Here is a 24,701-nt window from a genome sequence, read left to right on the forward strand (position 1 = left end):
GGAGAGAAAAAATGAGGTTCAAAACGATTTCCATTGGAGCGTTGATGATGGCAATGGCGACCACAGCATCGGCGGAGTGGTCGTTCAACTCCGGGCCTAATCCCAATGCGTTTATTCAGACCGGAAACATGACGCTGGAGCTTCAGTGTGACCGTATCCGTTTTGCTCCGGCTGGATATGAAGACAGCCAGGACATTGTGCAGAAGCAAGGGCTTTCCATTCGGTTTTTGAAGAACGGCACCACCGAAGTTGGGGCATTCCAGGTTGGCGCAGAAAACGCGGCTTTGCAGATCGTAGACAACTATCCCGTCGAGGTCAGTTTCAAGAGTCAGCAGGACTACGGTTTTGTATTGGACCAGCTTGCAGCCAATGCATCGGTTAACCTGTCTATGATTGATCAAGATATCAGCTATGGAATCTTTGACTTGAAAGGTTCCGGTGCGGCAATTCGGTCCCTTCGTTCCGTGTGCGACTCAGATACTAGCCAGGGGGGTTCCTACGAAGCACCCGAAGGCATCGTCTATTGTGGTGGCGGAGCGATAAAACGCCAGATCGAATATGTAATTCTGGACAATCCGGAGGGGGAGTGGGACGCGCGAGTAACAGTAAACGGCGAGTCGATCAGAGCCATGACGGCCTACAGTTACTTCGGAAACTCTGTGCCGCCCGCCGGATTTGTCGTCGCCCTGCTTGGGGAGGACAGGTCCGAGTTTCTGATTTTTAACGAAGGCTCGGCAAACTGGCTGGAATATGGGGACTACAGGTATGATCAGTGCAATTGATACCTCCTTCCAGCCAGCTTCCCAAATAGCGCGTCAGATGAAATGTTTGGTCGCCGGGATTGTGCTCGCTTCGGGCCTTGTTTGGGCCTCACCATCTGTCGCGGCTGATGTTTCGCAACTTCCGCCCGGTTTGCAGACGAAGGTTGATCTGGCGGCACAAGCCTGCGCGGAGTTCAATGACGGTAAGTTTGACATAGCTTGGGGCGCCGTTGAAAGGGTCGATCTCGACGGAGATCTACAACGCGACTGGGTTCTGAATGAGTCTGGTTTTGCGTGTTCGAGCGCCGCATCTCTTTATTGCGGAACTGGCGGATGCATGTCTCACTTTTGGGTTGGCGAAGCGGTGCACTCCTTGCTCAACCAAGGCTGGACGGTCGTTGACTTCGGGCGTCAACGCATTGTTCTTGCGGATGTCCACGGAACCAATTGTGACGGAATAAACCCGACGCCTTGCGCAACAGCCAGTGTTTGGGATGGCGAAGCCAAGACTTGGCGCTCGTCTGCTGGCGATTGGGAGTAAAATGCATTTTGGACACCGCAAAAAAGCCTGAGAGCCTGTTTGTTCGATGGACACTGTCAGACAAATCTGCTTGAGACGGGCAGGGCGGGTTTGTAGCTTCCGTCAATGACTAAACGCTCTCCTTTCAAGTACTTTAAGACCAGCCCCGAGATAATCCGCCTAGCGGTCAAGCTGTACGTTCGGTTTCTTCTTTCGTTGCGCAACGTCGAGGATCTGCCGCATGAACGCGGCATCGACGTGAGCCACGAAGCTGTGCGGTTCTGGTGGCATCGGTTCGGGCCATTGTTCGCTGCCGAAATCCGGAAGCGCTGGATCGAGGGCATGTGTTCAAGCAAGTGGCGCTGGCATCTTGACGGGATGTTAGTGAAGATTAACGGCGAAGGGCACTACCTTTGGCGGGCCGTAGATCATGAGGGCGAGGTTCGGGAAAGCTTCGTTTCGAAGAGGCGTGACAAAAAGGCAGCGCTGAAATTTCTCAAGAAAGCAATGCGCAAGCACGGCCGACCCGAGACCATCGTTACCGATCGGCTCAGATCCTACGGCGCTGCCTTGAAGGAAATCGGTGCTGGCCTTCTCCAAAAAAACCGGTCGTTGGTTGAACAACCGTGCCGAGCATTCACACCTGCCCTTCCGACGGCGAGAGCGGGCGATGTTGCGCTTCCGGCGGATGCGAAGTTTGCAGAAATTCGCATCTGTCTACGCTTCGGTCTACAACCTGTTCAACTTGGAGCGCAGCCTCTACTCCAGAACAAATTTCAAGCTGAACCGCGCCGGCGCAATTGCCGAGTGGCGCTGTCTCTGTGCTGAATAAGGGGCAGCGATCCTGCCCTTGTAGAAACGAGTTAGAATTTGTCTGACACCACCCAAGACCAAATTTCAGGCTGAACCGCGCTGCTGCCCTCGCCGAGCGGCGCGGTCTCTGCGTTGAACAAGGAACAGCCATCCTGCCCTCGTAGATACGAGTTCGAATTGGTCTGGCAGCACCCCTCATGCGGCTTCATCAAGTTTGGTGGTTTCAGTTGATCCGATCAAGTTGGAATGAAGCGCCTTGATCGCATCTTCGACGGTATCCCGGGGCACGACGAACTGAATGTCGACATTGCGCGTTGTCTGGTGCGCGGCGATCACGTCGATGCCTGCGTCCTCTAGCGCCCGCAACCCGGCGCTGAAACAGCCAAGCCCGGACAGATCGCGCCCGATCGCCGATACGATCGCGACCGAGCGGGCATTGATGTCGGCCGACGGGAAGGCGCGTTCCATGTCGGCGATCACCCGCCGCACCGTCTTCAGCGAAGCTTCGACGTAATGCGTGATCGTGTTGGCGTTCGAGGTTTTCGACGCAATGCGCACCTTGTGGCGTTTCAACGCCTCGAGTGCGGCGCTGTCATAGCCTTTGACGCCCACCATGTCCTGCTCGAACAGCTCCAGCGCCACAACATCTAGGCCGGTGATGATCTCGACCGCCGGTCGCTGGGCGGGCTGATCGTCGATCAGCGTGCCGGGATCGGACGGGTCGAACGCGTTGGTGACGCGCAAGGCGACATTGGATTGGCGCAGGATCTTTGCAGCGTTGGGGTGGATGGCTTCCATACCCATATTCGACAGCTGGTCGGCGACATCGTAGTTCGTGTGCCCCAGCTTGCGCACGGCGTCCGCCCCCACGAGGGCCGGGTCGGCCGAGGACAGGTGGAACTCCTTGTGGATGATCGCCTCGGTCGCCTTGGTCAGAGCCGCGATGTTTGAGAACGTAACCTCGGAATACCCCCGGTCATACTCGCGCATCAACCCTTCGCGGCATTGCGCGTAGCCGGTGACGATGGGCAGCTCGCGGCTCAGGTCCACATCGGCCAGGGCGCGCGAAATCCGTTCTTCCAGCGAATATTCGGTTTCGTCGCGCCAGCCGCTGAGATCGACGAACCGCGCATTCACTCCGGCGCGCCGCAGCATCAGCGTGGTGACGAAGGCGGAATGCGCCTCGCCCAGCCCGGCCAGCAACTCGCGCACGATCATCATCTGGCTGGACAGGCGGAAATGTCCGTACGAGCACAGGCGCCGCAGGTCGAACAGGCAGCTGCGGGCGCCCTCAATACGGTCGCGCACGAAATCTTCGGCCAAGGCGCGGTCGCCTTGATTGTCCAGAACCGCGTTGTGGGCCTGGGACATCGCGTCGGCCACGCGGGTCAGCGCGCCCAGCCAGCCGTGATCGCTGTCGTCATTGGCAAACAGGGCGTAGACGCCCGGCTCGCCCGATTTTTTGTGTTCGAGCAGCATGTTAGTGATGCCGCCAAAGGCCGAGACCACAAGGACTCGGCGGTACAAGTCCGCGCCCTTGCGGTCGCCGATGATCAGCGTATCGCGCAGTTCGCGGACACGGCTCATCGATGTTCCGCCGATCTTCTCGACGGTGTGTTCAGGAAAAGTCACGGATGTTTCACCCGGCGCACGCCGGGGCCTCTTTAGGTGGATTCCAATGCGTAAGAGCCGTCTTCGCGGTGCACTTCCTTGCCGGTGACCGGCGGGTTGAATACGCAGGCCATGACCAACTCTTCGTCGGCGCGCAGGATGTGACGGTCATGTTTGTCCAGCGCATACATGACGCCAGGCCGGATGTGGTGGGTCTCGCCGGTAGCGACGTCCGTGATCGAGCCGGATCCCTGCATGCAATAGACGCTTTCAAAATGGTTCTTGTATTCGAACGTGTGCTCGGAGCCTTCCTCGAGAAAAGTGATGTGGAAGGAAAATCCCATCCCGTCCTGGGCCAGCAGCATCCGCACCGATGACCACTGCGCATCCGAGACGACCCGATCGGGGTCATTTTGGATGATGTCGTTGAAATCGCGTATAATCATGATCTTACTCCGCCGCCATTTTCTTGGTTTCCATCGCGTCCCGCGTGGCATCCAGCAGGATCGTAAGCCCGCGCCGGAAGGTCTCGTCGGGGGTTGTCAGCGGTGCCAGCACCTTGACCACCTGATCTTCGCTGCCCGAAGTTTCAATTATCAGGCCACGGTCGAACGCGCGGCTGCAGATATCGGCCGCCAGATCGCCGGACTGGACATCGACGCCCTGCATCATGCCGCGCCCCTTGAGCCGGGCGCCCGGCACCAGCGCGGCCACTTCGGCCAGGGCCGAGGTCAGGATCCGCGCCTTGGCGTCGGTCTGTTTGCGGAACGTGTCATCCGACCAGAATTTCTCGATCGCCACGCGGGCGGTGACGAAGGCATGGGTGTTTCCACGGAACGTGCCGTTGTGTTCGGCCGGGCCGAACAGGTCGTATTCCGGTCGCACCAGCATCAGGGCCATCGGCAGGCCAAAGCCCGACACCGATTTTGCCAGCGTCACGATATCGGGGGTGATGCCCATGTCCTCGAACGAGAAGAACCCGCCGGTCCGGCCGCAGCCGGCCTGGATATCGTCGATGATCAGCAAGGCACCATGTTCCCGGGCCAGCGCCGCCACGCGTTTCACCCATTCAGGGCTGGCCGCGTTCAGGCCGCCTTCGCCCTGAACGGTTTCCAGCAGAATGGCCGCCGGGGCGTCGATCCCGCTGGAGCTGTCTTTCAGCATGGCCTCGAGGAAATCGGCGGCATCGTGATCGCCCGGAAAAAATCCGTCATAGGGCATCCGGGTCACGCCGTTCAGCGTGGTGCCTGCGCCTTCGCGGTGATACGCGTTTCCGGTGGTGGCCAAGGCGCCCATCGTCACGCCGTGAAAGCCGTTGGTGAAGGCGATGATATTGTTCCGGCCCGTCGCCTTGCGCGCCAGTTTCAACGCCGCCTCAACCGCGTTGGCGCCGGTCGGGCCGGTGAACATCACCTTGTGATCCATGCCGCGCGGCTTGAGGATATGGCGCTCGAACGCCTCCAGAAACTCGGCCTTGGCATCGGTGTGCAGGTCCAGGCCGTGGGCCAGACCGTCCGAGGTGATGTGTTCGATCAGCGCGACCTTCATATCGGTGTCGTTGTGGCCGTAGTTCAGCGACGAACAGCCCGACAGAAAATCGATATAGGTTTTGCCCTCGGCGTCGGTCAGTTCGGACCCCTGCGCCCGGGTAAAGATGGTGTCAAAGCTGCGGCAATAGCTGCGCGCCTTGGATTCACGACGTTTGAATACAGTTGCTTCGGCTGACGTATCAGTCGGCATATCAAGTCCTTTTGGGATTGGAAGGGGATAAAGGGGCAGGCGCCACATCTGGTCGCGCCCCGGTCAGGCCGCCAGTTTCGCGGCCTGAGGCAGGTCGATCGTGACCATGAATTCGGTGCTGTGACGATCTTTGAAATGCTGGGCCTGGGTGAAATAGGGCTGGCTTTTCAGGATCGCATCGCGGGATTTCGAGAACTTGCGGAACAGCGCCCACGAGGCCGCGTTGTCACGAGTGATGGTGGTCTGCAGGCTGGTCACATCGCGGCAGGCATCGCGCTGCAGCAGGGCGCTCAGCATCACCGTGCCCAAACCGAGTCCGCGCGCCTTTTCGGCCACGGCGACCTGCCAGACGAACACCGTTTCGGGGTCGTAGGGCAGGATATAAGCGGACACCCAGCCGACGATCTCACCGTCCAGCTCGGCCACCACGCATGTGTCCTTGAAGTGATCGCATTGAAGCAGGTTGCAGTACATCGAGTTCTCATCGAGCGGCTTGCACGCCCGCACCAGTTCCCAGATGGCCACGCCGTCTTCGGCGGCGGGCTGACGGATCTGAGGGGTTGGCTTCTTGAACAACTCTCTTGTGTGCTTCATGGATCTCACTGCCCTTCTCTTACTTTGAAAAGCTAAGTAACAGCGCGCATCGCCAAATTCAACCCAGTCTCCAAAATTTACAAATATGGCGAAGAAAAACAGAAATTCTCTAGCTAATATCAAGTCGAGTGGCGGAATGTGTTTCGATTTTCGAATAAAAATTGCTCGGGCCGGATATTGAAAATTCATGCCGGCTCTGCCAGTAATCAGTGATGGACCGTATCGATGCCAGCCTTGTTGCCTTGCGCCGCATTCTGCGCGCCACCGACCTGTTCGGGCGGGAACTGGCCCAATCCGTGGGGCTGACCGCCGCCCAGTTCCGGGTTCTGCAGATCGTGGCCGAGACCGGCCAATGCACGGCCACCGCCATCTCGCAGCGCATGCGCATTTCACAGGCGACCGTGACCTCGCTGGTCGACAAGCTGGTCCGTCATGACATGGTGCAGCGAGTAAAGTCGCAGACCGACCGGCGGCAGACCAACATCGTGATTACCGAGAAGGGCAAGCAGGCAATCGCCCAAGCACCGGACCCGCTGCAGCAACGGTTCGTGAGAAAGTTCGACGCCCTGGAGGATTGGGAACAGGCCGCATTGATCGCCGCGCTTGAACGTGTCGCTGCGATGCTGGACGCCGAGGATATAGACGCGGCGCCCGTTCTGGACACCGGTGAATCGCTGACTTTGTCATAGCGCCAGACTGCCAATGCACCCGACGCGTGGAGTCAGAACCCTAGTTCGGCGCACGGCTTTGGGTGCCGACGGCAACGTCGTCAATCGGCCCCACCTGTCGCGAAGGCCTGATTTACCTTTTCCAAAAGCTCCAGACATTTCGACAACTGATCGACGGAAAGAAACTCATCCGCCTTGTGGGCCTGCTCGATGCTGCCGGGGCCGCAGACCACCACGTCCATTCCAAGCTGTTGAAAGATTCCGGCTTCGGTACCGAAGGGCACAAGATCTGCCGAATTGGCTCCGGTCAGCCTTGACAAGAGGCGCCTCGCCTCGTTGCCCTCAACCGGGACCAACCCGGCAACCTCGCCGATGATGTCGGTTTCGATGCGGGCTTCCGGGTACACCGCCCGCATGGCAGGCAGCAGCGTATCGTTGCAGTACTCGGCCATCGCCTGTTTGACGAAATCCGCATCCGAGGGCTGAACCGGCCGCACTTCCCACGCGACCTGCGCCTTTGGCGGGATGACATTGTGCGTGCTGCCACCATGCAGCGCGCCGACATTCAATGTCGTCCAGGGCGGATCAAAGCGACTGTCTTCAGGCGCCATGGATTTCAGTTGCTCGCGCAACTCCAGAAGTCGCGCCACATAGCGCACGACATATTCCACGGCATTCACGCCAAGATCCGGGGCCGATCCGTGCCCTTCGAGCCCCTGAAACCGGGTCGTGTATTCGAAGCAGCCCTTGTGGCCTTCGATCACTCGCATCATCGTCGGCTCACCGATGATGGCCATCGCTGGTCGCCGTCCACGCCTGGCCAGAAGGCGCGCCAGGTGCTGCGCGCCGACGCAGCCGGTTTCCTCGTCGTAGGTAAAGGCAAAGTGGATCGGCGCCTTGCGGGGCGTCTGGGCGAATTGCGGCGCCATGGCAAGGGTTGCAGCGACGAGTCCCTTCATGTCACAGGTTCCGCGCCCGTACAGACGCCCATCGCGTTCAACCAGTTGAAACGGGTCCGAAGACCACTCCTGGTCTGTGACGGGAACCACATCGCAGTGTCCGGACATGACCAGCCCGCCATCGAAATCCGGGCCAAGCGTGGCGAACAGATTGGCCTTCAGGCCGGTGGGGTCGTGAAAGATCTCAACCTGCGCACCGCACCCGTCCAGATAATCCGCGATGTATCCGATCATCGCCAGATTGCTGTCGACCGAAACCGAGGGAAAGGCGATCAGGTCGCTCAGAATGCGCTTGGTTTCTTCAAGCATGGATCAGGTCTTTACGAATAGCTTGCGGTCGATGCTGCACAGCGGTTCAGCCGCGCCGGTGTCCCGGATCAGGATGGTTTCGGTTGTCTCCAACCCCCAACTCTCCATCCAGAGCGCCGGCATGAAATGGAACACCATGCCCGGCTCCAGAACCGTTTCATCCTCGCTGCGGATCGAAGCCGTGCGTTCGCCCCAGTCGGGCGGGTAGCTGAGGCCGACGGGATAGCCCATGCGCCCCGACCGTTCGATTCCGTGTTTTTCCAGAACGCTCATGAAGGCATTGGCGATGTCACAGGTGCGGTTTCCCGCGCGCGCGGCCTCCAAGCCTGCGGCGACACCTTCAAGCTGCGCTTCTTCGGCGCGCAGCATGTCATCGGATGGCTGGCCCAGAAACACCGTTCGCGACAGCGGTGCGTGATAGCGGCGGTAGCACCCCGAGAGTTCGAAAAAGGTTGCCTCGCCCTCGCGCATGGGGGCACCGTTCCAGGTCAGATGGGCAGCGGTTGCGTCAAGGCCGGATGGTGTCAGCGGAACGATGGCCGGATAGTCGCCCCAGTCGTCGCTGATCCCGGTGATGCCGGCATACATGATGTCGGCCACAAGGTCGTTCTTGCGCACGCCGGGTGCGGCGCGGTCGATCGCGGTTCGGACCACCTTGTCGGTGATCCGCGCCGCCTTGCGGATAAAGGCGATTTCATCGTCGGACTTGACCAACCTTTGCCAGTTCACAAGCGCAGTGGCGTCCTGAAACTCGGCGTCTGGCAGTTCTGCGACCAGAACCGAATGCGCCTTGGCCGAGTAATAGTAGTTCTCCATCTCGACGCCGATCCGGGCTTTGTCCAAACCGCGCGCTCTGAAATGGACCGCGAGATCCTGCATCGGGTGGACGTCGGTCGATTGAACGAAATAGTCGGCATATCCAAGGATGTTGTCATGCTGCATCCAGCAGGTGCGGCGCCCACCCATCATGTCCATGTAGCGCCCCCACCAGATCGGTTCGCCCTCCATCGTCAGAACTACGCCCTGATGGACATAGAAGGACCAGCCGTCATAGCCCGTGAGCCAGGCCTGGTTGGACGGATCGGTGACAAAGATTGCATCCAATCCCGCCCGCGCCATGGCGGCGCGGGTTTTGGCCAAGCGGCGCTGATATTCCGCTTGGCTGAATGGTGCGTTGGCATGCGACATGGACGCCTCCTCAACCCAAAACCGCTCGGACCGCGCGCGCGGTAGCTGCGACGATCCGGTCCGCCTCGTCCCGTGTCAGGCAGAAGGGTGGCGCAAAGCCCAGAATGTCACCCTGCGGCATGGCGCGGGCAATGATGCTGTCCTGCTCCAGCAATTTGGCGGCAATCTGGGGGCCGATCTTTGCATCAGCATCAAGGAAGGTACGGCTTGCCTTGTCGGCCACGAACTCGACCGCACACAGCATGCCCTCGCCGCGCACCTCGCCGACGTTGGGATGATCCCCCAACGCGTTCTGCATGGCCGCATTCAGGTATGCCCCCACGGTCCCGGCGTTTTCGACCAGACCGAGGTCATCCAGCAGCTTCAGGTTGGCAACCCCGGCCGCCGCGCCAATCGGATGGGCAGAGTAGGTCCAGCCGTGGCCGATCGGGCCGTTTTCGTCGGTGCCCTGTTCCAGAACTTTCCACATTTTTTCGGATACGATGGAACCCGATAGCGGTGCATAGGCCGAAGTCAGCCCTTTGGCGATCGTGATCAGATCCGGGCGCAGTCCGTAATGCTCGGAGCCGAACATTGTGCCCAGCCGGCCAAATCCGGTGACGACCTCATCGGCGACCAGCAGAATGTCGTGCTTTTCAAGCACCGCCTGAATGGCTTCCCAGTACCCGTCAGGAGGTGGAACGATCCCGCCCGTGCCCAGCACCGGCTCGCCGACAAAGGCAGCGATCGTGTCGGGGCGTTCGCGATCGATCAGCGCCTCCAGCTCGGCCACGCAATGGGCAACGAACCCGGCTTCGTCCTGCGCCGGGTCCGGGCGACGGAAATAGTAGGGCGCCTCGGTATGGATCACCTGGGCCAGTGGCAGGTCGAACTTGTTGTGGAACAGCTCAAGCCCCGTAAGCGAGCCGGTCATGAGACCCGACCCATGATAGCCCCTCCAACGCGAGATGATCTTCTTTTTCTCAGGCTGTCCGAGGATGTTGTTGTAGTACCAGATCAGCTTGATGTTGGTTTCATTGGCGTCCGAACCGGACAGGCCGAAATACACTTTCGACATATGCGCGGGCGCGCGGTCGAGGATCATTTTGGACAGGGTGATCGAGGCCTCGGTCCCGTGGCCGACATAGGCATGGTAATAGGCAAGCTCCTGAGCTTGATCGGCAATGGCCTCGGCAATCTCGGGTCTGCCATAGCCCACATTCACGCAATACAACCCGGCAAAGGCATCCAGCAGACGGTTGCCGTCGCGGTCCTCGATATGGCAGCCGGTGCCGCCGGTCACCACCCGATGCGGCAGGTTACCCCGTGCGAATTCCGCCAGATGCGTCGATGGGTGGAAAAAGTTCTCGCGGTCCCACTGTTCAAGTTGGTCATTGTGAAGCATGGCTTACCCTACGTGTTCAGGCGGCGCGCCGCCGGTTGTCATGAAAGGAGCCGTTTGCACGCATTGGACCGAAACGGTTCAACCTGAGCAGACTGGCTCCGCTCACCCGGACAGCAGCGCGCAATGCCTTTATTGCCAGGGCGACGCGATGGAAGCACGAAACAGCGCAAGCCGCAATTGAAATTGGCATCCCCTTCAGCGTCTGCTCGGTCGCCTTTGAGACGCCTCTTTCACCGCTGTAGTTCGAACCGGGATCTTGTCAGAGCAAATCGTTCTGAAAGCCTGATGTCGGTTCGGTTGTGGATCTCGGCGGCGCTATAGTAATCCTTTCTACTTGCAGAAAAAATTATTGTGCCCTCCGGTTGCCCAAGAGGGTGGGCAAGGGGGGGGCGGCTGCGAGTCGTCTGACAATGCCTCAATCAGGACGATGGCACATTTCTTTTACCACGACTTGACGCGAGGGCCTTTGCAGACGTGCAAGCCGATGAAGCCCGGCGTCACATTACCTATTGCACCTATTGCGGAGGCGGAATCTTCGCCACTGTTGATGCTTTCTGGCTGTATCAATTGGGGCACGACCATGTGGCTGTCTATGAGAACTCGATGAGCGAATGGGGGCCCGACGAAAATCTGCCGATGGAGACAGGTCAACACCGTGCAATGCCGTGATGTTCCTGATGGGTGACGCCATCCCCAACTCCGCGACAGCCGTTGTCTCGGACCGGTCAGGATACATTCAGCACATCGATGTCGGAATGCTGGAAGAATGTGCCGCTGCCAAGAATGGCCGTGTCTGGGTCATGGTGCTCCCGGGCACATACGTTTCTGAAAACCAGGCACTGGCTAGCACTTCCGGCAAGCTGGATGAGGAACGGGTAAAGAATGCTTTTCTGGTCGGAGAAGAGCGCAGCTTCGATCAGGACCCGCGTTTCCGTCTCCAGGTCCTTTCGGAAATTGCCCAACGGGCGCTGTCACCAGGGATCAACGATCCGACGACCGCAATTTCCAGCATGGGACGGCTGCTGCGGTTGTTGTTGCCCTTGACCTCCGAAACATCCTCGCCAGGAAATTGAGTTGCACTCACGTTGGCGTTCCGCCGATCGCGGCAGCGAGTTTGTTGAAAGACGCATTCGACGCCATCGCACTGAATGCCGGCGACAAGTTCGAAGTTCATCTGTTCCAGCAATCGGCTTTGGGACGACTGGCGCATAGCCAAGACACCGAAGTGGCAGTGGCTGCCCGCGTGGCATCTGCTCGCGCACTGGCCTTCTCGGATCGTGACTTGGCATTTAAAGAAGACCGGGACCGCGTTCTTGCCGCGGCCCCGGATATGGCTTCGAGGATTAGCTCCAATCGTTGAACGCCTGAACCGTTCCGGCTCTATCAGAAGCGGGTTGCCGCCTTCTGGATCGCCTCTTGAATTTCTTTCCATGCCTTCTCTGATCCGAGCCGGACATCATCCCAAGCGTTGTCGCTGGATTTTTGAACCTTGTCGATTTGCTCTTTCGCCTCGCCACGCTTGCTGCGGATCTTCTTCAATTGATCCTCGTATTCCATCTTGGCGTCGGCCTCTGCCTTCTTCCAGCGCGCCTCGAGTTCCTCGATCTGCGCATCCCAACGGTCCAGTTGTGCTTTTGCTGCTTGAATGAATTCTTTGCGTGTGGTCATCGCTTTGTCCTTCACCTGTAAGAAAAACTTTACACTTACTTCTTTTAGGCAGTCGCGATGGCCTTCAGCATCCATACCGCCTCTTCGTGTTTTGCCATTCTAGTGTTCATGAGATCTTCCGTGGCCCCGTCGCCGTGACGTGATGCAAGAGCAGCAGTCTCTCTCAACCTGCGCGCCAGCGACTCATTATCGTAGATCAACTGTTCCATCATGCCATGCGCGTCCCTGATCGTTTCTTCTTCGGTCAAATGCGCTTGGCTGACCATGTCTGTGACGGACAAGGGAGCGATCTGACCCAGGGCTCGAATACGCTCGGCCAATGCGTCGATGGCCTCGAACAAGTCGCGGTACAGTCTCTCGGTCAATTCGTGGATCGGTACGAACAAGGGGCCGACCACGTTCCAATGGTACCCTTGCGTCTTTATCATCAACAGAACGCTGTCACACAGAACCTCGGTGACTGCGTTTGATATCCACTCATTCTTGTCGATACCGGTATCATGCATTTCGTTCTGGGGTTCGGTTTTCAGAACTTGCTGTGTCATTCTTTTCCCTTTCCCTATTTCGGTCATTCACGAAAACTAGGGTTGCGATAGAGAAAAATCAAATAAAAACATATATTTAATGTATGTATTTTGTGCTTCTTGTGTTTGTTGCTGATCTAGATTGACTAGCGCTGGAGGCGGAAATTTACCTAAAAGCTGATGTCAAGGAGGTTCATTGCCTTACGTATGTGGAGTGAGTGATGTGATACATAAGCGAGCGAGGAACGATGCCCAATCAAGATCGACCACCGAAGCGCACCGAAAAGCTGCAGCTGATGCTGGATGTTGAAGAGCTGAAGGTCATTGATGACTGGCGATTTGAAAACCGACTTCCATCGCGCGCAGCTGCCATTCGCGAGCTGATCCGAAGAGGACTGAACACGGATGAATTCGAAGAGCCGCCGACGGAGATTCCTTCAGGCGAATTTCGCGTTGTCGACGATTCCGATTGACCTGTCAGTGGTGGTAGAGGGGCATTTTCAGAGGACTTGTCAGAGGGATTCAGGTTGAGGCAGGCAGGGCGGTTGCGTGGCCTCGCGACATGATCAGAAGTGCTGTCAAAGGAAACCGGCTTGGGGGGGGGAAGGCGATTTTGTAGCGTCCAGCCATGACCAAACGCTCGCCATTTCGCTGTTTCAAGATCTAGCCCGAGATCATCCACCTTGCAGTGATGCTGTACATTCGTTTCCCGCTCTCGTTTCGGAATGTCGAAGATTTGTTGCACGAGCGAGGCATCGACGTGAGCCACGAAACTGTCCGGTATTGGTGGAACAGGTTTGGCCCTATGTTCGCTGCTGAGATCTGAAGAAAGCGTGTTCAGCAATTGAGAGCCTACACCAAATGGACGTGGCACGTGGACGAGGTTTTCATGAAGGTGAATGGCAAGAGAAACTACCTCTGGCGGGCCGTTGATCGTGAGGGCGAAGTGCAGGAAGCAATCGTTACCAAACGCCGAAACAAGGCTGCAGCAATGAAACTCCTCAAGAAATTGATGAAGCGGCACGGTTGCGCCGAGGAGGTCGTCACAGATCGATTCCCTTCCTACAAGGCTGCGTTCAGAGAAATGGGCGCGCTCGAAAAACAACAGACGGGCAGGTGGCTTAACAACCGAGTCGAGAATTCACACCTTCCTTTTCGACGGCGCGAACGCGCCATGCAACGTTTCAGGCGCATGCGAAGTTTACAGAAGTTCGACGCCGTCCATCTCTCCGTCTACAACCACTGCAACCAAGAAAGATCGCTCACCAGCAGAGACTCCTTCAAGCTGAACTGGGCCGCTGCTCTTAGCGACTGGCGTGAACTTAGTTCCGGATAGGTTCGCGGTTTCCGTGGCAAACTGAGACTGGTTCGCATTCGTCTGACAGCACCTTCGGGGCTAGGTTCAAGACTATTCGACGTACGAAACCTACAACCCAAAGCCCACGTTTCCCGTTGCTTGATCATAATATTTGCCAAACATACCAGCGTCGCGAGCTGGGCTCTGGAGGCTATGTGTCAGTTTCCGGCTTTGCGACGCGTGACGCTTGATCAAGTGTGCTCTTTAGCCATCACATCCGCAAAGGACTTGAAGAACTTTGCCGCCAGTTTCTTGGCAGTGCTTTGGATAAGTCGGCTGCCCAGTTGGGCGAGTTTCCCGCCAACATCTGCTTTGGCAGTGTATTTGAGAAGGGTTGCGCCGTCTTGGTCTTCCAAAGTCACGTCTGCGCCGCCCTTGGCATGACCCGCCGCTCCGCCATTGCCCTGACCGGTGAGCGAAAACGCATCCGGCGCGCCGTCGGTATTCAGCGTAACATTGCCGCTAAACCGCGCCTTGACGGGTCCGACCTTCAACACAACCTTGGCTTCAAGTTCGGTGTCTGAATGCTTTATTAATTCTTCGCAGCCTGGAATGCACTGTTTAAGGATTTCCGGATTGTTCAACGCGGCGTAGACCTCGGCCTTGGGAGCGTCAATTCTGATTTCGTCAGCAAGTTCCATGTGTCTTCTTCCTTAGCAGCAGGGAAATTTTATGCGGGCCTGTTGGTCGGCCTGCACGGGGTGAGTTCGACGGATCGAGTCATTTTTGCCCAAAGACGGCTTAGAGTGTTCATGCTGCAACCTCCTTCATGGGCAGGCAGTGGGTCTGGTAAGCTTCGGGCGTGTCGATATCGATAAAGAGCCCGGGCGTACGCAGGGGCAGTTCCTGAACCAGATCGGCATTGGCGCGCGTGAACTTTTGGCAGCCTGGGCTCTTTGGATCCTCCAACAGCCTTGCGCGCAAAGATCGCGGCACAACCAAGGGGTTGCCGCGGTTACCCTGATGAACAGGAAAAGAGATCTTGTCGGGGTCGGCACAGTAATGCGCCGTGAGCAATGCGAGGATATCGGTGCTGGACAACAGAGGTTGATCCCCCAGCCCGATCAGCAGCGTCTGAGCATCAACAGCATTCCGCAAGCCCGCCGCGACCGAGGTAAACTGGCCAGCGGCGAAGTCTGCATTGAAAACGGTGTCCACTCCGGTGCCGTCCAGCGCCTCTTTAACCAAGTTCGCATCGTGTCCGAGAACGACCAGAATGGGGCCATCAATCGCCGCCTGATATTGTTGGGTGACATGGCGGATCATCGGGACGCCATCAACTGGCAACAATAGCTTGTTTTGCGCACCCATGCGCCGCGACAGACCTGCGGCCAGCAATATTGCCGTCGTTTCAGTCATCGTCGTCCCGTTTCACGTTCGAGCGCCGAACCTTGACGAGTTCCGCCAGAATGGAGAGTGCAATTTCTTCGGGCGTGACAGCTCCGATGTCCAAACCGGCGGGAGCTTTGACCGCGCGGATGTCGGCCTGATCTATGCCTTTCGCGATTAACTTGTCTGACAGCGCGCCGTATTTTCGTTTGCTCCCGACAAAGGCGATATACGCAGGTTTGGACAGCAATGCGCGTTCCAGAGCGGCCAGATCACCCTGGCCTTGTGTGGCGATGATGATGACGTTCTGGCCGGCGACAGGGCTGTCGGGAATGTCCGAGCCCACTGACCAGTGAAACTCGGGCGCGAGCGCTGACAGGGCTTCGGCAACGGGCGAGGCACCGATGACAGTCAGCAAAGGCATGGGCAGGCAGGGTTCGATAAAGATGTCGATGCTGCCGCGTGATGGACAACCATTGCGGGCAAATCGGGTGCCATCAATGGTCTCTCCGGAACTGACGCCCTTTTCCGCCAAAAGCTCTTCGGGCGCGACCGAAACCAACTGCGGTGCGCCACTGCGCAGAGCCTCGATCGCGGCCTTTTTGACTGCACCGCGTGTGCAACCGCCGCCCAACCAGCCCTGCACGATGGTACCGTCCGCGCTCAGAAGCGCCTTTGCGCCGGGCTTGGCAGCGGTTGACCCGGCTGTGCGCACAATCGTGGCAAACGCGAACGGTTGCTGGCGGTCGCGCAGGTCCTTTGCGGTTTGTGCAAGATCTCCGTCAAGGATTTCAGCAGGTGTCATAGTCGGCTCAGTTCCCCTTCCAAAGCGGCCAGATCCCCGAGCGTGTTCGCGGGGGCAAACACGTCCAGATGCGGCAGTGCAGCCGCCATTCCGCTGGCAACGGGGGCATAGTCCGCCCATCCCTTCAGTGGGTTCAGCCAGATGACCTTGCAGCCCCGTTTCTTCAGCTTGGCCAGCGCGGCGTCGATCTGGTCCGGCGGAGCGGTGTCGTAGCCATCGGACAGGATCATCACGACGCTGCGCCCGTCGACAAAGCGCTTTGCATAGGTATCGGCAAAGCGCAAAAGCGATGGCCCGATCTTGGACCCGCCACCAAAACCGTCCGCCATCAGTGACATCCGGCCAATGGCGCGCATCGCGTCCTTGTCCCGCAAGGCCTCGGTAATGCGCACAAGCCGCGTGTGAAAGAGATACGCATCCGCAGACGTATCGGCGCGCATAAGCCCTGACAGAAAGGCCAGAAACACCTGTGAATAGACAGTCATTGACCCTGACACGTCGCACAGCGCGACGATCTTGCGGGTCCGGTCGGGGCGGCGCTTGCGCAACAGCTTCAGCGGCTCGCCCCCGGTCGATAGACTGCGGCGAATTGTCTTGCGGAAATGCAGACGATCGCCCTTGCGCGCGGCAATGCGGCGGCGGGAACGGCGATCGCGCAGCGCCGCACCCAGGCGGCGGGCCACGCCTTCGGCCTCGGCCACGTCTTCGGGGCGGACGATGTCTCGCAGGTCCTTGCGCATCAGGTTGCGCACCTCGGTGGCGATCAATTTGCCTTCGCCGTCGCTTTCCGCTTCGCCCTCGCCATCGCTGGTGTCCGGCGCGGTCGAGGATCCGGCGCTGCCGGTGTCCTCGCCCTGTGCATCTCTGGACGAATGCACGCCCTCACCGCTGGGGGCCGAGAGGGTTGGCATGACCTTTGTCCGGACGTGTCCGGCGTCCATCCAATAGCTGTCGAAAAGCGCGTCAAACGCGTCCACGTCGCCTTTGCACCCGGTACAGACCGCTTTTAGAGCCCGTCGCGCATTTTCTGGACAGGCAGCTTCGACTTCGTTCAGCGCGGCAAGCGCCGTTTCCGTTTCGGCCACGCCTAGGCGCAGTCCGTTTTCGCGCAGATGCGCCATGAACCCGGCGACGCGTGCTGCCGGCCCAGGATCGCGCCCGGCGAATTTGGTGACCCGGCTCACGCCGCGCGTCCCGCGATGCGCTGGGCCACTTCAGTAGTGATGTTGGCCTGATCGCTCTGGGTTTTCAGAAGCGTGGTCAGCGTCGATTGCAAAATCGCCGGGTCCGCCGTCAGATCGGCAAGGCCAAGCCCCATAAGTGCCGCGGCAAAATCCAGTGTTTCTGCGATGCCCGGGGTCTTTTCCAGCTCTTCCTTGCGCAGGGATTGCACAAAGCCCACGATCTGGTTGGCCAGATGCGCTTCGATGTCGGGGCAGCGGGCCTTCAAAATCGCCAGCTCCGTGGCGCGATCGGGATATTCCACATGGGTATAGAGGCACCGACGACGCAACGCATCAGACAGATCGCGCGTTCCGTTGGACGTCAGGATCACAATAGGCCGTGTCGTGGCCGTAACGGTTCCCAACTCGGGGATCGAGACCTGATAGTCTGCCAGAATTTCCAGAAGGTAGGCTTCGAATTCTTCGTCGGCCCGGTCGATCTCGTCGATCAGCAGAACCGGCGCAACATCCTGGGTCAGCGCCGCCAGCAGCGGGCGTTCCAGCAGAAAGTCGCGGGAAAAGATGCGCGCTTCGACGTCTTTGCCGGTTTGGCCATCTTCGGCAGCCGCGCGGATGCTCAGCAACTGGCGCTGGTAATTCCATTCATAGATCGCCTGCGCTGCGTCCAAGCCTTCATAGCATTGTAGCCGGATCAGGCGGGTGCTGCGAGACGCAGCCAGAGTGCGCGCAACCTCAGTTTTGCCAACGCCCGCCGCGCCTTCCAGAAGAAGCGGACGGCCCAGTGTCAGTGCTAGATGCAGCGCAACGGCCAGATCGTCGGAAGCGACATAGCCTTCACCTGCAAGGGCACCCTGTAAATCGGTCCAAGTCATAGTTGGATGTGGAGGTGCGCGTGACCAGGCACCTCCCCCCTCTTGTTAGCCGTGCAGGCCCAGATCATTGGCGGTCTTCCAGATCCGCCAGTGATCGTGGGGCATATGACTCTGACGCAGACCAAAGGCCCGGAAGGCATCATGCACCGCGTTCGAAAACGCCGGCACGCCGCCCACATTGGGGCTTTCGCCCACACCCTTGGCGCCGATCGGGTGATGCGGGCTGGGGGTGACGGTGTGGTCGGTGGTGTAGTGTGGCGTCTCCCATGCAGTGGGCAGGAAGAAGTCCATCAGCGTTCCGGTTTTCACATTGCCCATGTCATCATAGGCGATTTCCTGACCCATCGCGATGGCCAGCGCCTCGGTCAGGCCGCCATGGACCTGGCCTTCGATGATCATCGGGTTGATCCGTGTCCCGCAATCGTCCAGCGCATAGAACTGCCGGATCTCGTGCTCGCCTGTATCGACGTCGATTTCCATCACGCAGATATAGGCACCGAACGGATAGGTCATGTTGGGCGGGTCGTAATAGCTGACCGCCTCCAGACCCGGCTCGATCCCCGGGATCGCCTGATTGTAGGCGGCAAAGGCGATTTCTTTCATCGTCTTGAACCGCTCAGGCGCGCCTTTGACAACGAACCGATCCACGTCGAATTCCACGTCATCGTCGTGAACTTCCAGCAGATAGGCTGCGATCATCTGGGCCTTGGCCCGGATTTTTCGGCCCGCCATCGCGGTTGCCGCACCAGCCACAGGCGTCGACCGAGACCCATAGGTCCCCAAACCATATGGTGCGGTGTCTGTGTCGCCTTCCTCGACCGTGATGCTGTCGGCAGGAAGTCCAATCTCGCTGGCCAGGATTTGGGCGAAAGTGGTGGCATGCCCCTGACCTTGTGAGATGGTGCCCAACCGCGCGATGGCAGAGCCCGTCGGGTGGATCCGGATTTCACAACTGTCGAACATTCCAAGACCCAAAATATCGCAGTTCTTGACCGGACCGGCGCCGACGATTTCCGTGAAGTGTGTCAGGCCAATGCCCAACAGCTTGCGGGTTTTTCCGGCCTTGAAGTCCTCGACCCGCTGTGCTTGTTCGGCACGCAGATCCTCGTACCCAACTGCAGCCAGCGCCTTGTCCCAGGCGGTGTGATAATCGCCCGAGTCGTATTCCCATCCCAGCGCAGACTGATAGGGGAACTGATCGGCCTTGATAAAGTTGATCCGCCGCAACTCGGCCGCGTCCATGTTCAACTCAATCGCCAGAACTTCGATCATCCGCTCAATGAAATAAGCCGCCTCGGTCACCCGGAACGAGCAACGATAGGCCACACCACCCGGTGCCTTGTTGGTATAGACACCGTCAACCGCCAGGTAGGCTGTCGGGATGTCGTAGGACCCGGTGCAGATGTTCATGAACCCGGCGGGGAACTTGGTGGGGTCCGCGCAGGCGTCAAACCCACCGTGGTCCGCCGTGGTGTGGCACCACAGACCGGTGATCTTGCCCTCTTTGGTGGCCGAGATCTTGCCGTGCATCCAGTAATCCCGGGCAAAAGCAGTGGTCATCAGGTTGTCCATTCGGTCTTCGATCCACTTGACCGGCTTGCCGGTCACGATTGAGGCCACGACCGAGCAGACATAGCCCGGATAAGCACCCACCTTGTTGCCAAAACCGCCGCCAATGTCGGGCGAGATGACACGGATGTTGTGCTCTTCAATGCCGGAAATCAGGCTGACCACGGTCCGGATGGCGTGCGGTGCTTGGAAGGTCCCCCACAGCGTCAGCTTGCCATTGACCTTGTCCATGGAGGCCACACAGCCGCAGGTTTCAAGCGGACACGGGTGTGTCCGGTGATAGTACACCATCTCTTCGGCCACGACGTCTGCTTCGCCGATGACCTGCTCGGTCGCTTCTTTCTGCCCGGCTTCCCATGTGAAGATATGGTTGGGATGCTTACGGGGACCGTGCGCGCCATCTGCCGTCGGGTCGAGGTCTTCGCGCAGAACCACATCGGTTTTCAGCGACTCGAACGGATCGACAATAACGGGCAGCTCTTCGTATTCGACCTCAACTGCTTCGATGCCGTCGGCTGCGGCATAGCGGTCTTCGGCTACGACAAAGGCCACTTCCTGGCCCTGGTACAGAACCTTGCCGTCGGCCAGCACCATTTGTTTGTCACCAGCCAGCGTCGGCATCCAATGCAGGCCCAGCGGCTCGAGATCAGCAGCGGTCAGAACCGCCAGAACGCCCTTAACCTTGAGGGCTTCTTCAGTGTTAATCGATTTCACGCGCGCATGTGCGAACGGTGAACGTACAAAATCGCCGAACAGCATGCCGTCCAGCTTGATGTCGTCGACATAGTTGCCTTTGCCCTGCGTAAAGCGTGCATCCTCGACGCGCTTGCGCGAGCAGCCCATCCCTTTGAGATTGGCGACGCGGTCTTCGCGGGTTTCTACTTCGTCCTTCATTCTGCGGCCTCCTTGGCTGCATTCATCACGGCCGCGGCGGCTTGGATGGATTTGACAATGTTCTGATACCCTGTGCAGCGGCAGAGATTGCCGGCCATGCCGAACCGAATTTCCTCTTCGGTCGGGTTCGGGTTTTCTTCCAGAAGTTTGGTGGCGCGTGTGATCATGCCCGGGGTGCAGTATCCGCACTGCAGACCGTGATGTTCCTTGAAGGCCTCCTGCAGTGGATGCAGGCTGTCTGGTGTGCCGATGCCTTCGATGGTGGTAACATCCTTGCCGTCGGCCTGGGCCACGAACATTGTGCAGGATTTCACCGATTTGCCGTCGATGGTCACTGTGCATGCACCGCAATGCGAGGTTTCGCATCCAATATGCGGGCCTGTGATCCCCAGGCGTTCGCGCAAGGTGTAAATCAGCAGTTCACGCGGCTCGGCCAGAAACTCCTCTTCCTTGCCGTTGACCGTGAGTGTGATGTGCATTTTCTTTGACATTCTGGTTCCCCCTCAGGCCCGCGACCAGGCGCGTTCGATGGCACGGGTCAGGATGACGCCGGCCACATGTTTCTTGAAAGCCACGGGACCGCGGTTGTCTTCTGCCGGGTCGATGTCTTCCATCATGGCGGCGACGGCGGCCTTGATGGCGTCCGCGTCCACAGATGTGCCGACCAGCGCCTCTGCGGCGGCCGCGGAATAGATCGGTGTGTCGCTCAGGTTCGTCATCGCAATCGCAGCGGACGCACATGTGCCGCCCGATTTCACGATCTGCACGGCCGCAGCGGCGGTCGCGTAGTCACCGATTTTCCGTTTTTGCTTTTCGTAGGCATATCCGCCTTGCGGCACCGGGATCGAAATGCTGGTCAACACCTCTTCGTCTTCCCGAGCGGTCATGTAGGCAGCCTCATAGAATTCACGGGCCGCAACGGTGCGTTCGCCATCGGCACCGACCAAAGTGAATTGTGCATCGAGGCATTGCATTAGGCCGGGCATATCATTGCCGGGATCGCCGTTGGCAACATTTCCACCGACCGTGCCCATATAGCGGACTTGCGGGTCTGCTATTTGCAACGCCGCTTCGCGCAGGATGGGTGCTGCGCTTGCAAGATCTGTATGGTCGATGATTTCGGCTTGGGTCACCATCGCGCCGATGGTGATGGTGTCTGTTCCGACCGTGATTCCACCCAATCCAGCAACGTCTTGCAGATCGATCAGATGGGGCACGTCCGCCATCCGAAGTTTCATCATCGGGATCAGGCTGTGTCCGCCTGCCATGACGCGTGCGTCATCCCCGTGTTCTTCCAGAAGAGCAATTACCCCATCCAAATCTTTTGGGCGGTAATACTCAAACGCCGCTGGAATCATCTCGCTCCTCCCTGCTTGATATTCTGGCTGGAGCGAAGCCTGCATCCATCGGTATACGCAGGCTTTAGAAAACCACTGATTTTCGCAGTTTTTGCACGAAATGCGCCTTAAGCTGCACCAGTTGCGCCCAGTTCACCCGAGAGGATCGACTGAATATCCTTCAGCTTGGACCGGCTGACCGGGACGGGCGGGAGTTCCGGTTCGTTGAAGGTACAGCGACCCTTGTCTTTGGTGCGTTCAAACCGGGCAACCTTTTCGGGGTTTACCAGATAGCTGCGGTGCGTCTGCACAAACCCGGCATTCAGAAGGCGCTTTGTTGCCTCTGTGATCGGCCAGACGCAGAACAGGCGATCCTTGCACGTGTAGACCTGTGTGTAATGACCGTCTGCCCGGACGAATGCGACATCCTGAGGTGCGACGTAGATTTTCGCTCCCTCCCTTTCGCAGGGAATTTGCAAAGTCGCCTCGGGCGGCAGCATGGCTTCCTGCGTCGTTTCATTTGCTGCCTCGGATTGCTGCGCGGGCCCGTCTAGATAGGTCGTGCTCACCCAAAGAAAGGCACCAAAAATCACGAAGCCTGACAATACTACGCCAATGGCCAACGTTTCGTTGCTCATACCCGGGCCAAAATCTCCAGGAACGGGTACCGCAACAAAATTTGTTCCTGCCATGGCTAGGAAGTGCACGGAACTGACCGCCAGCCCAAAACAGACGGTAGCAAGAAAGATGTGCAAATTGGTGCGTCGTTGATAGGCCACCCAGACCGCGAGCATGCACAAGGCAATTGCCATGGCAGAGGACAACGCGACACCGGGAACTGTGTATACCGCTTTGCACAGTTGCAGCCCGGCCATCCCGACATAGTGCATCACCAAGACGCCCAGCCCAACAATTCCGCCAGCTGCCAATATCATTGGCGTCGTACGTTCCGTGAAATGCAGCAAAATCAGTGCACAGCCGACGATCAATATGGCAATCAGCGCCGAGGCGAGCGTTATGGCCGCATCATAGTAATAGGGGATCGGCATTTGCAGACCGAGCATGGCCACGAAATGCATCGACCAGATGCCTCCACCGAGCGCGACGGAAGCGAGAGAAATCGCGATCTTGCGTTGCGATGTCGATTTGGCCGCCATGTTTCGGGTCAGCGACAAGCCCGTGAACCCCGCGACAATTGCCATCGCGCAGGACATCACCACCAGAATTGGGTCGTGGCTGAACTCCAGCATCTGCATTCACTAAGAATGACCAAGAAATCCCGATTTGGCAAACGCCGTTCGCCACAGAGCGATCACGTTCCACGGGACTGCAAATCGGCACCCATAGGCGCCGAGGCGGTTACATTGATCTTGCTGGAGCATAAAGAGGACGCAACATGCCAGAGTTCAGGATTATAAGGTGTACCCGGCGCGAAACAACCGCCGCAACGTGCGCCCACGGATGGATACCCTGGTGCCAACGGCTGGATGTACCGATGCTCGACCGCTTTGGGCTCCGTGCCGACGGTCAGCCCGAATTGCGCGAGAGACCGCTTCCTAATGTCGAATGTCGGCGCATCAGGCTACGCCACTTAAGCCGATAGGCTGTCTCGATTTTGTCAATGTATGCTTGCGGGGCTGGGCTGCAGTTCGGACGGTCGCAGCGCCGAAAGACCGTTCTGAGCCCAAAGCAGACGCCCTTGACACAGCGTGAGCAAGGCTTTTCTTATCCATCATGACTGACCTTTCGACCCTGTTGCTGGATGAACTCAGCCTCGACGAAGCTGCCCGACCGAAAGCGCCGCCGGTGGCGGACGCGACAGAAATACACCGTCAACGAGGCCAACAACTAGCCGCGATCCACCGACATTATCTGATGGAGATGGCCCAAATCGGCGCCGTCCTGACCCGGATCGAAGCGGGGGACACGCCGCCTGAGCACCTGAAGCAGATCGTGCTTTCACTCGACATGGCTGAGAATTTTAGAGTATTCGGATCGCTTTGCGGGCGCGAATGCCAGGTGCTCAAGTTCCACCACGACATTGAAAGCGCTGATATGTTTCCACGTATCGAGGCAGCCAGCGGAGACAGGTTCCGCGAGATTGTGGCCAAATTGAAGGCAGAACATGAGGTGGTCCACGAGTTAATCATCCGCCTCGGTCGTGCGGCTGAAGCTTTGGCGGAAGACCCTTCCGATGCAAATTTCAAAAAGACCGCCGCCACATTCCGGAAATTGGAAGAGGTTGTACGCTCCCATTTCGGCTACGAAGAAACCGAATTGGCGGAGGCCATCGGGTACTATCTCGGGGCGATCTAAAGGTGCCTTTTAGACGCCGAACCATCGTCGTCATCAAGAACTCTTTAGACCGAAAAGCGGTCTCCGGCCCAAAAAAGCGTTTAAAAATCAGTGAGCTAACGTTGCGAGTGCAGAGCGGACCCTGCCCAGAAACGCTCGGCGGCATCCTGCCAAAAGCAAAAAAACGCATTTCTCGCCGCAGCAACGTTTAGGGTCAGGACCCATTGATTTCCGCGTAGGGGCGTGATTCACGGTTCGAAAACCGAGCGGAGAACATGTCTGATCTTTTCTGGCTGACGGATGCGCAGATGGCGCGCCTT

At 58.5% G+C, this 24,701-nt stretch carries 26 protein-coding genes and 2 pseudogenes; 10 read left to right on the forward strand and 18 right to left on the reverse strand.

What is annotated here, in order from left to right:
• Positions 1 to 11: 11 nt before the first annotated feature.
• The 3 genes and pseudogenes from AC2FME_RS16935 to AC2FME_RS16945 all read left to right on the forward strand — a co-directional run bounded on the left by AC2FME_RS16935 (position 12) and on the right by AC2FME_RS16945 (position 2,113).
• The gene (locus AC2FME_RS16935; protein ID WP_496801057.1) at positions 12 to 782 is read left to right on the forward strand and encodes a hypothetical protein; all 771 of its coding nucleotides are present in this window, start codon (positions 12 to 14) and stop codon (positions 780 to 782) included.
• Entirely contained in the window at positions 766 to 1,302 is a 537-nt protein-coding gene (locus AC2FME_RS16940; RefSeq protein ID WP_496801058.1) for a hypothetical protein, read from the forward strand. Before AC2FME_RS16935 ends, AC2FME_RS16940 begins: the two co-directional genes overlap by 17 nt.
• A gap of 105 nt (positions 1,303 to 1,407) precedes the next feature.
• A pseudogene (locus tag AC2FME_RS16945) lies at positions 1,408 to 2,113 on the forward strand (IS6 family transposase).
• Positions 2,114 to 2,289: 176 nt separating this feature from the next.
• Here the strand turns inward: AC2FME_RS16945 and AC2FME_RS16950 are convergent.
• The 4 genes from AC2FME_RS16950 to ectA form a co-directional block, all read right to left on the reverse strand.
• Positions 2,290 to 3,726 carry an aspartate kinase gene (locus AC2FME_RS16950; RefSeq protein ID WP_496801059.1) on the reverse strand — a complete coding sequence of 479 codons (1,437 nt, stop codon included), beginning with the start codon at positions 3,724 to 3,726 and terminating at the stop codon, positions 2,290 to 2,292.
• A gap of 32 nt (positions 3,727 to 3,758) precedes the next feature.
• A complete protein-coding gene (locus AC2FME_RS16955; protein WP_496683493.1) occupies positions 3,759 to 4,151 on the reverse strand; it encodes an ectoine synthase in 393 nt (130 codons plus the stop codon).
• A gap of 4 nt (positions 4,152 to 4,155) precedes the next feature.
• Positions 4,156 to 5,445 carry a diaminobutyrate--2-oxoglutarate transaminase gene (ectB, locus tag AC2FME_RS16960; RefSeq protein WP_496801060.1) on the reverse strand — a complete coding sequence of 430 codons (1,290 nt, stop codon included), beginning with the start codon at positions 5,443 to 5,445 and terminating at the stop codon, positions 4,156 to 4,158.
• Between the two features lie 63 nt (positions 5,446 to 5,508).
• Positions 5,509 to 6,039, reverse strand: a complete 531-nt coding sequence (ectA, locus tag AC2FME_RS16965; RefSeq protein ID WP_496801061.1) for a diaminobutyrate acetyltransferase — start codon at positions 6,037 to 6,039, stop codon at positions 5,509 to 5,511.
• A gap of 212 nt (positions 6,040 to 6,251) precedes the next feature.
• On the opposite strand from ectA, the gene AC2FME_RS16970 reads away from it, so the two are divergent.
• Positions 6,252 to 6,728 (forward strand): MarR family winged helix-turn-helix transcriptional regulator, encoded by a 477-nt coding sequence (locus AC2FME_RS16970; protein ID WP_496742701.1) that lies wholly within the window; start codon positions 6,252 to 6,254, stop codon positions 6,726 to 6,728.
• Between the two features lie 80 nt (positions 6,729 to 6,808).
• Here AC2FME_RS16970 and argE read toward each other — a convergent pair whose 3' ends face one another.
• Genes argE through AC2FME_RS16985 form a run of 3 tightly spaced genes read right to left on the reverse strand, consistent with a single transcriptional unit; the run spans position 6,809 to position 10,547 of the window.
• Positions 6,809 to 7,975 carry an acetylornithine deacetylase gene (argE, locus tag AC2FME_RS16975; protein ID WP_496801062.1) on the reverse strand — a complete coding sequence of 389 codons (1,167 nt, stop codon included), beginning with the start codon at positions 7,973 to 7,975 and terminating at the stop codon, positions 6,809 to 6,811.
• 3 nt (positions 7,976 to 7,978) lie between these two features.
• Positions 7,979 to 9,163 (reverse strand): M24 family metallopeptidase, encoded by a 1,185-nt coding sequence (locus AC2FME_RS16980; protein ID WP_496801063.1) that lies wholly within the window; start codon positions 9,161 to 9,163, stop codon positions 7,979 to 7,981.
• Between the two features lie 10 nt (positions 9,164 to 9,173).
• A complete protein-coding gene (locus AC2FME_RS16985; protein ID WP_490361958.1) occupies positions 9,174 to 10,547 on the reverse strand; it encodes an aminotransferase class III-fold pyridoxal phosphate-dependent enzyme in 1,374 nt (457 codons plus the stop codon).
• A gap of 474 nt (positions 10,548 to 11,021) precedes the next feature.
• On the opposite strand from AC2FME_RS16985, the gene AC2FME_RS16990 reads away from it, so the two are divergent.
• The 3 genes from AC2FME_RS16990 to AC2FME_RS17000 are packed head-to-tail and all read left to right on the forward strand — an operon-like array spanning position 11,022 to position 11,907.
• Complete coding sequence (locus tag AC2FME_RS16990; protein ID WP_496801064.1) at positions 11,022 to 11,216, forward strand: hypothetical protein; 195 nt, start codon at positions 11,022 to 11,024, stop codon at positions 11,214 to 11,216.
• Positions 11,216 to 11,620 carry a DUF2254 family protein gene (locus AC2FME_RS16995; RefSeq protein WP_496801067.1) on the forward strand — a complete coding sequence of 135 codons (405 nt, stop codon included), beginning with the start codon at positions 11,216 to 11,218 and terminating at the stop codon, positions 11,618 to 11,620. The genes AC2FME_RS16990 and AC2FME_RS16995 overlap by 1 nt, the downstream gene beginning before the upstream one ends.
• Before the next feature lie 44 nt (positions 11,621 to 11,664).
• The gene (locus tag AC2FME_RS17000; RefSeq protein WP_496801065.1) at positions 11,665 to 11,907 is read left to right on the forward strand and encodes a hypothetical protein; all 243 of its coding nucleotides are present in this window, start codon (positions 11,665 to 11,667) and stop codon (positions 11,905 to 11,907) included.
• 23 nt (positions 11,908 to 11,930) lie between these two features.
• Here the strand turns inward: AC2FME_RS17000 and AC2FME_RS17005 are convergent, their stop codons facing one another.
• Together AC2FME_RS17005 and AC2FME_RS17010 are read right to left on the reverse strand one after the other, a co-directional pair.
• Positions 11,931 to 12,215, reverse strand: a complete 285-nt coding sequence (locus AC2FME_RS17005; RefSeq protein ID WP_496683480.1) for a sll1863 family stress response protein — start codon at positions 12,213 to 12,215, stop codon at positions 11,931 to 11,933.
• Between the two features lie 44 nt (positions 12,216 to 12,259).
• Positions 12,260 to 12,760, reverse strand: a complete 501-nt coding sequence (locus AC2FME_RS17010; protein WP_496710960.1) for a Dps family protein — start codon at positions 12,758 to 12,760, stop codon at positions 12,260 to 12,262.
• A 227-nt stretch (positions 12,761 to 12,987) separates the two neighbouring features.
• Between AC2FME_RS17010 and AC2FME_RS17015 the strand changes: the two genes are divergently transcribed.
• Both AC2FME_RS17015 and AC2FME_RS17020 read left to right on the forward strand, forming a co-directional pair.
• Positions 12,988 to 13,212: a hypothetical protein gene (locus AC2FME_RS17015; RefSeq protein ID WP_496683478.1), complete on the forward strand. Its 225-nt coding sequence runs from the start codon at positions 12,988 to 12,990 to the stop codon at positions 13,210 to 13,212.
• Positions 13,213 to 13,412: 200 nt separating this feature from the next.
• Positions 13,413 to 14,075 (forward strand): annotated as a pseudogene (locus AC2FME_RS17020) (IS6 family transposase).
• A 212-nt stretch (positions 14,076 to 14,287) separates the two neighbouring features.
• Here AC2FME_RS17020 and AC2FME_RS17025 read toward each other — a convergent pair.
• From AC2FME_RS17025 to AC2FME_RS17065, 9 genes are all read right to left on the reverse strand, one after another.
• Positions 14,288 to 14,737 carry an SRPBCC family protein gene (locus AC2FME_RS17025; RefSeq protein ID WP_496684409.1) on the reverse strand — a complete coding sequence of 150 codons (450 nt, stop codon included), beginning with the start codon at positions 14,735 to 14,737 and terminating at the stop codon, positions 14,288 to 14,290.
• A gap of 109 nt (positions 14,738 to 14,846) precedes the next feature.
• Positions 14,847 to 15,455 (reverse strand): nucleotidyltransferase family protein, encoded by a 609-nt coding sequence (locus AC2FME_RS17030; protein WP_496795832.1) that lies wholly within the window; start codon positions 15,453 to 15,455, stop codon positions 14,847 to 14,849.
• Complete coding sequence (locus tag AC2FME_RS17035; RefSeq protein WP_496686992.1) at positions 15,448 to 16,230, reverse strand: XdhC family protein; 783 nt, start codon at positions 16,228 to 16,230, stop codon at positions 15,448 to 15,450. The genes AC2FME_RS17030 and AC2FME_RS17035 overlap by 8 nt, the downstream gene beginning before the upstream one ends.
• Positions 16,227 to 17,414, reverse strand: coding sequence for a vWA domain-containing protein (locus tag AC2FME_RS17040; RefSeq protein ID WP_496801066.1), 1,188 nt, complete (start codon positions 17,412 to 17,414; stop codon positions 16,227 to 16,229). Before AC2FME_RS17040 ends, AC2FME_RS17035 begins: the two co-directional genes overlap by 4 nt.
• Positions 17,411 to 18,286, reverse strand: coding sequence for an AAA family ATPase (locus AC2FME_RS17045; RefSeq protein ID WP_496686994.1), 876 nt, complete (start codon positions 18,284 to 18,286; stop codon positions 17,411 to 17,413). The genes AC2FME_RS17040 and AC2FME_RS17045 overlap by 4 nt, the downstream gene beginning before the upstream one ends.
• A 45-nt stretch (positions 18,287 to 18,331) precedes the next feature.
• On the reverse strand, positions 18,332 to 20,749 hold the full coding sequence (locus tag AC2FME_RS17050) for an aerobic carbon-monoxide dehydrogenase large subunit (RefSeq protein WP_496684424.1): 2,418 nt from the start codon (positions 20,747 to 20,749) through the stop codon (positions 18,332 to 18,334).
• On the reverse strand, positions 20,746 to 21,240 hold the full coding sequence (locus AC2FME_RS17055) for a 2Fe-2S iron-sulfur cluster-binding protein (RefSeq protein ID WP_490361285.1): 495 nt from the start codon (positions 21,238 to 21,240) through the stop codon (positions 20,746 to 20,748). The genes AC2FME_RS17050 and AC2FME_RS17055 overlap by 4 nt, the downstream gene beginning before the upstream one ends.
• Positions 21,241 to 21,252: 12 nt before the next feature.
• Positions 21,253 to 22,107, reverse strand: coding sequence for an FAD binding domain-containing protein (locus AC2FME_RS17060; protein ID WP_496684433.1), 855 nt, complete (start codon positions 22,105 to 22,107; stop codon positions 21,253 to 21,255).
• Positions 22,108 to 22,214: 107 nt separating this feature from the next.
• Entirely contained in the window at positions 22,215 to 23,342 is a 1,128-nt protein-coding gene (locus AC2FME_RS17065) for an MHYT domain-containing protein (RefSeq protein WP_496686996.1), read from the reverse strand.
• Between the two features lie 478 nt (positions 23,343 to 23,820).
• Between AC2FME_RS17065 and AC2FME_RS17070 the strand changes: the two genes are divergently transcribed.
• On the forward strand, positions 23,821 to 24,402 hold the full coding sequence (locus AC2FME_RS17070) for a hemerythrin domain-containing protein (RefSeq protein ID WP_496686997.1): 582 nt from the start codon (positions 23,821 to 23,823) through the stop codon (positions 24,400 to 24,402).
• Positions 24,403 to 24,701: the final 299 nt, after the last annotated feature.

It is taken from the genome of Ruegeria sp. BHSC026 (assembly GCF_059613065.1).